Origin of the sequence: Flavobacterium tyrosinilyticum (assembly GCF_023656565.1) — a bacterium.
GTDB classification, from domain to species: domain Bacteria; phylum Bacteroidota; class Bacteroidia; order Flavobacteriales; family Flavobacteriaceae; genus Flavobacterium; species Flavobacterium tyrosinilyticum.
Genome location: NZ_JAMOKG010000001.1, coordinates 790788 through 802700, shown reverse-complemented (window position 1 = coordinate 802700; position 11913 = coordinate 790788). Strand labels below are relative to the sequence as shown.

The 11913-nt window shown below is 33.5% G+C and carries 12 protein-coding genes and 3 tRNA genes; 8 read left to right on the top strand and 7 right to left on the bottom strand.

Annotated features, from left to right (window positions below; translation table 11 throughout):
• Nucleotides 1-12: 12 nt before the first annotated feature.
• The 7 genes from NCC77_RS03540 (at nucleotide 13) to NCC77_RS03510 (ending at nucleotide 7353) form a co-directional block, all read left to right on the top strand.
• Nucleotides 13-86 (top strand) — tRNA-Asp (locus NCC77_RS03540).
• A 724-nt stretch (nucleotides 87-810) separates the two neighbouring features.
• Nucleotides 811-884, top strand: a tRNA-Asp gene (locus NCC77_RS03535).
• Nucleotides 885-1118: 234 nt separating this feature from the next.
• On the top strand, nucleotides 1119-1943 hold the full coding sequence (locus NCC77_RS03530) for an AraC family transcriptional regulator (protein ID WP_250834377.1): 825 nt from the start codon (nucleotides 1119-1121) through the stop codon (nucleotides 1941-1943).
• Nucleotides 1944-2298: 355 nt separating this feature from the next.
• Nucleotides 2299-3591, top strand: a complete 1293-nt coding sequence (locus NCC77_RS03525; protein ID WP_250834376.1) for a TolC family protein — start codon at nucleotides 2299-2301, stop codon at nucleotides 3589-3591.
• 135 nt (nucleotides 3592-3726) lie between these two features.
• A complete protein-coding gene (locus tag NCC77_RS03520) occupies nucleotides 3727-4779 on the top strand; it encodes an HlyD family secretion protein (protein WP_250834375.1) in 1053 nt (350 codons plus the stop codon).
• Nucleotide 4780: 1 nt separating this feature from the next.
• A complete protein-coding gene (locus NCC77_RS03515; RefSeq protein ID WP_250834374.1) occupies nucleotides 4781-6364 on the top strand; it encodes an efflux MFS transporter permease in 1584 nt (527 codons plus the stop codon).
• Nucleotides 6365-6687: 323 nt separating this feature from the next.
• The gene (locus tag NCC77_RS03510; protein ID WP_250834373.1) at nucleotides 6688-7353 is read left to right on the top strand and encodes an HAD family hydrolase; all 666 of its coding nucleotides are present in this window, start codon (nucleotides 6688-6690) and stop codon (nucleotides 7351-7353) included.
• A gap of 211 nt (nucleotides 7354-7564) precedes the next feature.
• Here the strand turns inward: NCC77_RS03510 and NCC77_RS03505 are convergent, their stop codons facing one another.
• The 4 genes from NCC77_RS03505 to NCC77_RS03490 form a co-directional block, all read right to left on the bottom strand.
• The gene (locus NCC77_RS03505) at nucleotides 7565-8356 is read right to left on the bottom strand and encodes a hypothetical protein (protein WP_250834372.1); all 792 of its coding nucleotides are present in this window, start codon (nucleotides 8354-8356) and stop codon (nucleotides 7565-7567) included.
• A gap of 281 nt (nucleotides 8357-8637) precedes the next feature.
• Nucleotides 8638-8931 carry a hypothetical protein gene (locus tag NCC77_RS03500; protein WP_250834371.1) on the bottom strand — a complete coding sequence of 98 codons (294 nt, stop codon included), beginning with the start codon at nucleotides 8929-8931 and terminating at the stop codon, nucleotides 8638-8640.
• A gap of 99 nt (nucleotides 8932-9030) precedes the next feature.
• Nucleotides 9031-9504 carry a YcxB family protein gene (locus tag NCC77_RS03495; protein ID WP_250834370.1) on the bottom strand — a complete coding sequence of 158 codons (474 nt, stop codon included), beginning with the start codon at nucleotides 9502-9504 and terminating at the stop codon, nucleotides 9031-9033.
• A gap of 26 nt (nucleotides 9505-9530) precedes the next feature.
• Entirely contained in the window at nucleotides 9531-9761 is a 231-nt protein-coding gene (locus NCC77_RS03490; protein ID WP_250834369.1) for a helix-turn-helix domain-containing protein, read from the bottom strand.
• Between the two features lie 86 nt (nucleotides 9762-9847).
• Between NCC77_RS03490 and NCC77_RS03485 the strand changes: the two genes are divergently transcribed.
• Nucleotides 9848-10087 (top strand): hypothetical protein, encoded by a 240-nt coding sequence (locus NCC77_RS03485; RefSeq protein WP_250834368.1) that lies wholly within the window; start codon nucleotides 9848-9850, stop codon nucleotides 10085-10087.
• A gap of 211 nt (nucleotides 10088-10298) precedes the next feature.
• Here NCC77_RS03485 and NCC77_RS03480 read toward each other — a convergent pair whose 3' ends face one another.
• The 3 genes from NCC77_RS03480 to NCC77_RS03470 form a co-directional block, all read right to left on the bottom strand.
• Entirely contained in the window at nucleotides 10299-11033 is a 735-nt protein-coding gene (locus tag NCC77_RS03480) for a restriction endonuclease (RefSeq protein ID WP_250834367.1), read from the bottom strand.
• A gap of 11 nt (nucleotides 11034-11044) precedes the next feature.
• A complete protein-coding gene (locus NCC77_RS03475; RefSeq protein WP_250834366.1) occupies nucleotides 11045-11536 on the bottom strand; it encodes a hypothetical protein in 492 nt (163 codons plus the stop codon).
• Between the two features lie 185 nt (nucleotides 11537-11721).
• A tRNA-Leu gene (locus NCC77_RS03470) sits at nucleotides 11722-11803 on the bottom strand.
• Between the last annotated feature and the right edge of the window lie 110 nt (nucleotides 11804-11913).

The following is an 11913-nucleotide window of genomic DNA, read 5'->3' as shown; positions in this document are numbered from 1 at the left end:
CAATAACGCAGAGGTTTGGTAGTTCAGTTGGTTAGAATACATGCCTGTCACGCATGGGGTCGCGGGTTCGAGTCCCGTCCAGACCGCAATATTGGGGAAGCCTTTCTTAACAGAAAGGCTTTTTTGCCCAAATACGGTATCTAAGATTAGTTGTGTTGTTTTGCTACGACTTTGTAACTCGTAGCTGGTTTAGTAGTTAGACCAATGAAAAGCTTTCCACTTTTGTGGATGGCTTTTTTGATTTAAGACACTTTTGGTTTTGCTTACATACGATGAAAATTTTACCGCAAAGAGCGCTAAGATTTTACGCAAAGTCCGCAAAGATATTTTCTAAAGAATGCAAAGTTCGCAAAGCTTACAATTGAGAAAGTTTTGCGTTTTTTTTTGCTTAATCTCAACTTTAACGTAACAGTTTGCATTTCGACGAAGGAGACTCGAGCGATAGCGAATAGGCGAAGCAATTTCCGCAAGTAATTATATAAAGATTTTCCATTCATTATATAAAAACATAGCCCGTGGTTTCAACCACGGGAACACAATGTATATAAATACGTCTCCCGTAGTTGAAACCACGGGCTATGTTTAAAAATGAGTGTTTGAAACCACAGGTTGTGTGAATGAAAAATTGGGGACTTTGCGTAAATCTTAGCGCTCTTTGCGGTTAAGTAAAAGAAAATTCCTGCTTTTTGATTAAAACTTGAATTTTTAAAATATTGGATTTTAACCAATTAAAAAAATGTCTAAATTTTATTTGAAAAAACGCTTGCAGAAACGAAATTCTGTTGTATTTTTGCACCCACAATAACGCAGGGTTTGGTAGTTCAGTTGGTTAGAATACATGCCTGTCACGCATGGGGTCGCGGGTTCGAGTCCCGTCCAGACCGCCTAAGTTTGTAAAAAGCTTCTCTTAATGAGAAGCTTTTTTGTTTTTATACAGTTTATGAAATTTAACCGCAAAGAGCGCAAAGGTTTACGCAAAGTACCCAAGGTTTTTTTAACGAGATTTATAGTAGTTCGCAAAGCTATATCATATAGCTTTGCGAACTTTGCGTTTGTAAACGTAATCTTAGAAGAAATCTTAGCGCTCTTAGCGGTTAAAATTCTATTATCTTTATAACATGGAACAATCCCCTTTTAAAGTAGACAAATATTACATCAAGAGAGTAGATGCCGATAAGAAAAGCATTTATTGTCATCATGATATAATGGGTGAATTACTGGTTCCTACACATAAACACAACAAAGCTCAGATGCTGTATGCAGAAGGTGATGTGGTTTTTGTGACAACTGAAACGAAATCATATTTTTTGCCTGCAAGACATTTTATTTGGATTCCCGCGGGAGTAGAGCATAGTATCGAGCCCAAGTCGGAACATGTGATGATGCGAAATTTGTATTTTCCGGTTGAAAAAGATGAGGATGATTTCTATAAAAGCGAAGGTATTTATCCAGTGAATAATCTACTGCTTCAAATGATGATGTTTACCAATCAGTGGAACGGCGATTTGAAAAAAGGAAGTCCAAGTTTTGTGATTGCAAAAGCCATAAAAGCGATTCTTCCGCAGATATGTCATACGAATTTGCCTTTAGAACTTCCTCAGCCTAAAGATAAACGATTAGGAAAAATTCTTCGACATATCGAAAATAATTTGGGAGAAACGATTCTCTTTGCAGATGTAGCACATGAATTTGGCTTTAGCGAACGCTCTTTGTATCGCTTATTTCAAAAAGATCTCAAGATGTCTTTTATTCAATATTATACCATTCGAAGAATCCTCAAAGCGATCGAACTTTTATTAGAAAGAAAACTTTCGGTAAAAGAGGTAGCTCTAGAAGTTGGGTATAATAGTGTTCCGACTTTCAGTAATACTTTTTTTAAGATTTTAGGACAAAGACCTTCTGATTATTTAAATGGTGAGGAGATTTTAGAACGAGGTAAATAGTTTTTGTTTCACGCAGATTTGGCTGATTTGAGTAGATTTTGCAGATAATTGTTTGATTCTACGATTGTAAAAAATAAAAATCTGCGCATATCTGTTTAAATCTATTAAAATCTGCGTGAAATATCACAATCCAAATCTATTTTGTAATAAATTGTTTTTCAGTCATTTAATATAACGTTTTCGGAAAATAGAATTTTAACATTTGTCCGAAATGAATATGTTGTTGGCTTTTTATAATCTTCCGCCAAGCAAAAAATGAAGGAACTTTGCAGCATAAATTATTCAAATATTCATGTTCCTTACAAAAACAAACTCTAAAGAAGATTGTTTTCCCAGAAGCTTATTGATTTTACTAATGGTATTAGTATTCAGTAGTTTACAAGCTCAGGAAGTTCATACGGTTTCTTTACAAGAAGCGATGAAACTGGCGAAGGAAAACAACAAAAAAATCCTTAAATCTCAACTGGAGATTACGCTCGCTGAGCAAAACATCAAAGAAAGAAAAGAACTTAGATTACCGGATGTACAACTGAACGGAATGTACTCCAGAATTACCAACATTACAGAATTTAAAGGAGATGGTTTCTTAAACGGAAAAGAAGTTACGAAAGCAATTCCTGAGATCTATGAGGTCAATTCAACTTTTAAAATGCCAATTTACGTTGGAAACAAGATTAATAACGCAATAAAAATTGCGAATCAGGAAAACGAAATTGCAAAAATAAAATCGGAAAAAACAGAAAATGATATTGAACTGGAAGTTGTTGCAAACTATCTGGCGATTTATAAAATGATGGAACTTCAAAAGATTTTTGAAGAAAACATCAAAGAAGAAAAAAGCCGATTAAAAGAAGTGCAATCGCTTCAAAAACACGGAACGGTAACTAAAAATGAGGTTATACGTGCCGAATTACAGCTTTCAGATCGTGAGTTGAACGCGCTTACAAACTCCAAAAACATTAAAATTGCGCTTCACGATCTGAAGACTTTAATTCAGATTCAGGAAAACGAAGAAATTTCAATCGACACGACTGCAAGTCTGGACGAAATGAATGGTTTAGATCCGTATGATTTTTATCTGAATAAAGCGATGCAGAATGAAGAAATGCGAATTGCAAGTCAGGAATTAGACATCAGCAAAACTGAAATGCAATTGGTAAAAGGGAATTATCTGCCTAGCGTAAACTTCTTCGGGAATTATGGCTTTTATTATCCAAACTACAAATTCTTTCCGCCAAATCCGTATTTGTACACTTTAGGACAGGTGGGAATCGAGGCGCGTTTTGATCTTTCGGCTTTGTATAAAAACAAGACGAAAGTGGCAAAAGCGAGTACTAAAATTGATATGCAGAAAATGCAGACTGAAATTATAAAAGAAGAAATTCAAGATCAGTTATACAAAGAACATACACAGTATCAGGAAATCCTAGAAAAATTTGTCGTGGTTGACAAAGCTTTAGATTTAGCTGAAGAAAACTACCGAATTGTAAAGCTGAAATACTTAAACCAATTGGTTTTAATTACCGAAATGGTCGATGCTGATAATGCGTTGCTTCAGGCAAAATACAACAAAATCTCTACTCGATTGGATGCTGTTTTGAAACATTATGAAATGATGCATACGGCTGGGATCATGCCTCAGAGCTAAATGCTGATAAAGATTAGGCTAAAGCCTTAGAGGGAAGAAGCAAGAGGAAAGACTTAATGCGGAGAATTTTAGAAGCAAGAGAAAAGACTTGATAGAAGACTTAAAAGAAAGAACTAAGATAAAGAGATAAAAAAGATGGTTAAGATAAAAAATGAAACTAAGAGAAATAAAACGTTTCATATACTAATAACAATTATTGCGTGTACGCTGGTAATAAGCGGGGTTATTTTAGGAATTTGGTTTTATGTGTTTAACCGAAACCATGAAGAAACCAATGACGCGCAGGTAGAACAATATGTTACACCAATTATGTCGAGAATTACAGGATATGTGCAGGAAGTTCGTTTTGACGAAAATCAATTTGTGCATAAAGGAGATACTTTGGTTGTGATCGATAATAGAGAATATAAATCGAAATTGAATGTGGCTCTTGCCGATGTTCAAAATGCGCAACAAAATAGCGTTGTGGCTCAAAAAAATGCCATTAATACAGCAAGTGCAACGGCAATTAACGAATCGCAATTAGAAGCTGCAAAATCAAATCTTTGGAAAACCAAACTAGAATATGAAAGATATAAAGCTTTGGTGAGCGAAGAAGCAGCAACTTCTCAGCAATTAGAAAAAGTTAAAGCAGATTACGAATCGGCGCAAGCACATTTTCAGGAAATGAAAAACAGAATTCATTCGGCTACTTTAAGTACTTCTGTTGCTGAAGCGAACGTTCCAACAACGCAAACGAATATTGCTTCAAAACAAGCTGTTGCAGATAATGCGGCACTATTTCTTTCGTACACTGTAATCACAGCGCCTTATGATGGATGGATCGGAAAAAGAACTTTACAGCCAGGACAAATGGTAAAAGAAGGACAATCTTTGCTTTCTATTGTAAGTAAAGAAAAATGGATTACAGCGAACTTTAAAGAAACTCAACTGCAATATTTAACGGTTGGGCAAGAAGTGGAAATCAAAGCAGATGCAATAAGCGACAAAGTTTTTGTGGGAACAATTGCTTCGTTATCGCCTGCGAGTGGTGCGAGATTCTCGTTGCTTCCTCCAGATAATGCGACAGGAAACTTCGTAAAAATTGAACAGAGAATTCCAGTTAGAATTCAGTTAAAAGAACAAGACAAACAAACCGATTTTTTAAGAGCGGGAATGAACATTACGGTTGTTGCTGCACACAAATAAAATGGAAGATAAAAGTATATTTAAATCATGGGTTCCAAGATGGGCGATCATTATTATTTTGTTCGTTTGTTTGCTGCATTCCATGATTTTATTGGGAGTTTATACGTCAAACGTAACGTATGCGGCGAGTTTTCTGGACATTGAGCCAGAAGATTTGCAGTTTGCAATGTGCGTTACGTACGGAACTCTACTAGCAACCATTTTAATAGAAAGCCGATTTTCGAGTTTTTTTCCTGCAAAAAATTACCTGATGGCGGTTTATTCCTTAATTGGAATTACAATTATTTCATCGGCTTATATTACCAATTTTTCGGTTTTTCTATTGATGAGAGTTGCCGAAGGGATCCTAATGGCACTTCCTGTAATCACAATTAGACAATTGCTTATTGAGCAGTTCAATACTAAAAATGCCATTATTATTGGATTTTCATTTTACTACGGCGCGCTGTTGTTGTCTACGCCTTTTATTATGAATATCGCCGTGTGGTTTCTCGATCATTACGACTGGAAATATATGTTGTATGTTTCGGGCGGACTACAAGTTTTAAACGTCTTTTTAATCTTAGTTACTTTCAGAGGGCACCGAATTACAAAGAAGATTCCGTTGTATCAAATCGACTGGATGAGTTATTTTTTGGTTTTAATTTCGATTCTTTGCGGTGCCTACTTTTTTGTTTATGCTGAGAAAAAATATTGGTTACAGTCTTCAGAAATGGTTTTAATCTTGATGATTTCGCTCATTACAGGCGGATTATTCATTTTTAAAGAACGTTTAGTAAAAAGACCGAGTTTTAATTTTGAAGTTATAAAATACGCCAATCTGCGAATAGGATTTTTATTGTTTTTCCTTTTCTATATCAGCAGAGCAACACTGAGTCTTTGTCATTCGGCAATGTTTTCAATCTGGAATTGGGATCCTTCTCGTGTTGCGGGCGTTCAGTACATAAACGGATTAGGAAACGTAATCGGACTTATTTTAGCCGCATTTTTTCTGATGAAATCTGTTTCGACAAAAATTATTTTTATGATTGGTTTTACGCTTATTGCTATTTTCCATTTCTGGTTTACGTTTCTTTTTGTGCCAGATATTGCATTGAGCGATATAATCATTCCCTATATTTTGCAAGGAATCGGTGTTGGATTTTTATTTGTTCCGCTCATCTTATTTACCACATCATCGGTTCCGGCAAATATGGCGGTTTCTTCAGGAATTGTTGGGGTTTCAGGACGTTTTTGGGGAAGTACAATTGGCTTTTGCGTGATGCAGAATGCAATGGTTTTCTTGAATAAAAAACACTTTCTCAAATTAAGTCAATTTGTTACTGGCGAAAATCCAGAAGCACAGCAAACCATTGCAAGCACAACTCAAAGTTTTATTGCCAAAGGATATTCGGCAGATAATGCAAATGTTTTGGCCATGAAAAAGATTTTCAGCACAATCTCTAAACAATCGACTTTATTGGCCGATATGGAAATTTATACGATTGTTGGTTATGGTTTAGTGGTTTTAATTATTCTAATTGCATGCAATCAGCATTTGAGACAAACTATGACGTTGGTTAAAAGTAAAATTTGGATCGGCTAGAAAGCAAATCCCAATTTTTTAAATTCCAAATTCCAAAAGGCGTAAAGTTTTATTTTTAAAGCCACAGATTGTAAAGATTAAAAGGATTTTTGTTTCACGCAGATTCGGCAGATTTTAGCAGATTTAATTTTTGAGATTTTTAAAAATAAATAATCTGCGCTTATCTGCTTAAATCTTTTTAAAATCTGCGTGAAACAAAAAAACTTTGCGGCTTCGCGACTTTGCGAGATTCAAAAAAAATCTTAGCGAATCTCTGCGAAAAACCTCCGCGCAACTCTGCGGAAAAACTTATCTTGCAACCGTTAAAACAACAAAACAAAATTATGAGCCAACAATGTGTAATTTTTGATATGGACGGCGTGATTTCACACACCAATCCGCATCATGTAATCGCTTTTGAAAAGTTTTTCGATAAATATAATGTTCCGTATACTCAAGAAGAATTTGAAGAACATATGTACGGAAAACACAATAGTTATATCATGACGCATTTCTTCAAACGTCCAATTGAGGGAGAGGAATTGATTAAGCTTGAAGACGAGAAAGAAGGAATGTTCCGTGAGATCTACAAAGACAAAGTCGAAACAATTCCGCATTATATGGATTTTTTAAACGAATTAAAATCTCGTGGATTTAAAACTGCAGTTGCCACATCGGCGCCGCGTGCGAATCTAGATTTAATTGCAAACGCTTTGAAACTCGGCGAAAAAATGGATTCGATGATGTCGTCAGAAGACGTTACGTTTCATAAACCAAATCCCGAAGTATATCTAAAATCGGCAGAACGCGTTGGAGTTTCTCCGTCGGATTGTGTGGTTTTCGAAGATTCTTTTTCGGGTATTACGGCAGGATTGAATGCCGGAATGAAAGTGGTTGGTGTTTTGAGCACGCATACCAAAGAACAGCTTCCACCATGTGATTTTTATATTAATGATTATAGTGAAATCAATGTAGATAAGATTATTGAAATATTAAATTCCAATAAATAAATTTCAAATTCCAAATCTGCACGAGAGGCCTTTGTCAAAGTTTTAAACTTTGACAAAGGTTTTTTTTCATATTGTAACCATAATCTTGTCATTTCGACGAAGGAGAAATCTCTGTAAGTAACTCCGTAACGAAAAGCCAATCTTTGTAGAGCTTCTCGCGAGGATTTCTCCTTCGTCGAAATGACAAACTAGATGGATTTTTACAGCAGAATCAATACTTCTCCTCCAAAAAAGCCATCCAGCCTTTTTCAAATTCCTCTTGCGTTACGTTCAATGTTTTTTCGATGTTGCCGAAAGAAGCAATCAGTTTGGGCAGAATGTCTTTTCCCCATTTTTGGGTCATATATTCGATTATCGTGTAGCCAATATTATAAATCTGATTGCTGTGATTAAGATCTTCTAAAGTCAGGTTTTTGCTTTTGGCGTATTTCACGCTTAACATATTTACTTCTTCTGCTTCAAACATACTAATCGATTCCCAAAGCCAGCGTGGATATTCGGCTTTGAATCTTTTATCAAATTCTCTTTCAAAAGTCAGTCGGTCTTGGGTGATTATGGTATCTTTTGCTTTGTGTATTAATAGGTTCAGCTGAACGCAATGTGTAAACTCGTGCAAAGCCGTTTTGAGCGGATCGTCTGGAAAGATGGAATTAAACCAATTCGTCCACACAAAATGAAATTCGTTTGGGCCGCGACTTGTGCCTTTTGTGTTTTCTTTTAAACCCGTAGCGTCATTAAACTTGAATTGCGAACCGTAAACAAAAACCTTTATCGGGTCGTGTTCTACGTCTTTTAGATTTTCTCTTATTCTAGAATAATTTTCCTCGAGATGTTTGCTGACTTTTTCTGCCTCGCTTTTATAAATTCCGTTATAGGAAACAATAAAATGCTCCGATTTAAGAGTTGTGGTTTCGTGCTGAACGGTAAAGCTTCGAATCGTTCTCGCAAAGTAAAAAACAGCAATAATTGCTAATAGAATGACTAGTAATCTGTATTTTCTCATGTGTTCTAATTGTTTTTTGAGATTTAAAAACAAGCGAAATTTTGAGAATTAAGTTTTTGGTGTTTTAAAAATAAGAATATTTAAATATTAAAGTGTAAAATAATTAAAGAAATTTCTGAAATATTTTGCTTTTAGGTTTGTCAATGTGTTTTTTAAAAATCCTCCCAGAATATTTTTTCGTTATGTCCAGTAAGATAAAAACAAGTCGTATCTATAAGTCTTGCATCTTTTTTTAAGTCAAAAGAATAAGTTCCATTAGATTTTGTTTCCCTTCCCTGGCCTCAATCGCTCCAATAATCTTGAACTATTTTTTTATTTCTAATTAAGCCGCTAATATTTTCGTATGGGAAATTATCATCAAATTCAAATTCTTTAAAACTAATATATTCTGTCGATTCGCCTTTTTTTAATGATCCAATGAAAGTTCCTGCAATTACTAAAGAATCAATATCTTCTCCAGTTTTGTTGTAGAATTTTGCATGAAAGCCTTTGAAATTTATAAAACTAGTTAGAATAATTATGCTCGATAAAGCCAAAAGAGATAATTGGATTATTTTGGGTTTTGATACTTTCATGTGCAATTATTGATAAACAAATCTAATAAAGAAATGAATTGCCTCCTGCTTCAGCTGGAGGTTTTTTTATGATTAAAAAGGAAAAGGTTTTAGCCTAATTTATTTATTGTTAATCTTTAAAAATACTTCATTTCTAAACCAATTTTCATCTTCTTGAGTTTCAAAAATTCTTTTAGGAAAGTAAAAACATTGACCTTTTGAAATATATAAAAGGTAAAGATCTTTTAATTCGAAAACTTTTATAAAATTCTGGTTGTCAATTGTTCCTTCAGAGATTTCTCCCATGTAAGAAATAATTCTATCCGAGAAAATTTCATATTGTCTTTCTTTAAAAAAAATCTTGTTTTCTTTTGAATTTGCAAATCTCCAATATGTTAAGATTGTTAAAATAGGATAGAGGAATCCAACAATCATAATAGAATTGATGAGATAATCTTTTTTGTCATTAAAAAGAATGCCAAAAGAGAATAGCCACATAAGCGCGTAAAGCCACCATCGCTTTTTTAATAAAATCCTAATAATGAACGAGAAGTATTCTTTTTTAGTAAGTTGAAATTTTTTGGTTTTAATCATTGGAGATTAAGGAAAATTTTAAGGTTTTATTTCAAAGGAAAATCAAGCAATTCTTTAGGTTCAATATCTAAACCTTTTGCAATTTTCACGAGGGTTTTTATTGAAGTATTGATTTTAGCAGTTTCTATTCTTGCTATCTGAGACTTAGTAACACCAGAATCATCAGCTAAATCTTGCTGTGATAAGTCTTTCTTTTCACGTAATTGTCTAATGTGAATGCCAAGATTTATAATATAATTTTCTTCTGAAATGTTCATATTTCAAAAGTGGAAAGATTTATTTCGCTTTCGATAGCATACATGCCTACAAATTATTATATTTGCTCCAAATAAAAAATAAGACAATGGCTACAAATGATCTTTCGGAAGAAACAGAAAAGAAACTCTTAGATTTTTTTAATAATGTTATTGATGCCAAAGATTTGGCAAAAGCAATACGGCAATTAAATTATGCAATTGCTTTAGTTGTTATGAGAGATGATGAAAGAGGATATGTCTATGCTCAAAGAGAAAACCTAGAAAAAGGTTTTTATTGGCTGAATGAATTAGCCGAAATTTTGCATCCGTATCTGGAAGTTGAATAAGAGAAAATAACGTTTTAAGATATCTTCATTTCGACGAAAGGAGAAATCAAAAGCAAAACCGACAAAAAATTCCGGAGTGATTTCCGCAATTTTTTTCATAGTGTACAACCTGTTGGTTATGCTGAAAATCTTTTTTTGCCTAGGTAACGGGCAATTGAGATTTTTACTCATTTTTCACGCAAATAGATTAAAGTGGGCGGTTTCTAAGATTTCATTCAAATAATTTTATTTGATTTGGATCATTAACTTCAAAATTATCATCGTCTTCATTATTAATCTTTTTTCGAATTATGATTTGGTTTTCGTACATTCCTCTTCCAATATATTCTGATTTTATGGAAAATATATTTTCGCAATAGCATTCGTGGATTTCATCTGTAGAATTGGAATCAAATTCTAAAGTCATTCCACAGCCTTGACATTTAGCATGTATTTCTCCACAATAAGAGCATTTGCCATTATCGATTATTGTAAGAGCTCCGTCATCTATAAAGCCAAAAGGTTCGTTCCAGATTATTCTACCTCTTGGAATGTCATATTCATCTTTGCATAAATAACAATCATCCCAAGAAAAATGATAATCATCAATGTATTCAAATTCAATTATATCTAATTGAATATCTCTATGGTAATTTTTGACTCTGTTTAATGCACTTTTAGAATAGCCTTTATTTGTTATTAAGATCCCTACATGAGCACCGATATCTTCTGTAAAACCTATAAATGATTCGACAGTTTTAATGTCGATTTTTTTATTAAACATTTTACAGTCTACTGCAATTAAAAGGTTTCGGCCTATCGATTCTGATTTTACAAGAATGTCTATTTGTCTGCTTCTATTTGAATATTTTCCAGTTATTTTTTGATTTTTTAAAATATTAGAATCAGGGAATTCATCACTTAGTTTTTCAAATATTTGTTCTTCATATTTTTCCCAATCTTTCATTTCGACGAAGTTTAATTCCTTACTCTTTTAATTTCAAAAAAATTAAAACTTCTAATTTGCCCAGTTGTAGTTTGAATTGTTGCCGTTCCAGGAAGATGAGGATAATTTGCGGCTAGAGAACATTGTGTCATTATACCACTCAAAGATTCTTTAATTATATCTGAATTTACTGAGCCAATATCAAACGTTAGCGGTTTGTGCATAATTTCAGGTAAATCTTCCTTTTTGTATTCAAGAGGGTGAATAAATGTTGGAGGATACACTATTCTTTCGAGATAATCGATGGTCGTTTCTCTTGCGATTTGTATTGTTTCAAATGTAAGCGAAATATTGTTTTCATCTTTTAATGTAGTGCCATAATTTATCTGATTTGGTTGTGTAGAACTGTAATAACAAATAATTTTATTAGGGACTTCTTCAATTCCTTTTTCAGTTTCAACGTTAATTGCTTCAAAAGTTAACCAATACGGAATTCTATTTATGATAACTTGAATTACTTTCATTAATTCTTCTCGTGTTTAATTAAAAAAAATAAAATGTATATGTCTATAAAAAAGCAGAAATGTAAATTACATCTAATTTATCAAATATATAAAAGAATTCTTAAAAATGGATTTTAAATAAAATAGGTATTAAGAAAATGCGCCAAAAAAAAAGCTTCTGAAAAATCTTCAGAAGCTTTTTTTTGTGCGGATAATAGGACTCGAACCTACACGCCTTGCGGCACCAGATCCTAAGTCTGGCACGTCTACCAATTTCGCCATATCCGCGGTAATTGTGGGTGCAAAGATAGGCATACTTTTGAATTATCAAAGCATTTTTTGAAAATTTTTTTTAATTCTCTTTTTTGTACTTTTGGTTTTCTATAAAAATAATTTAA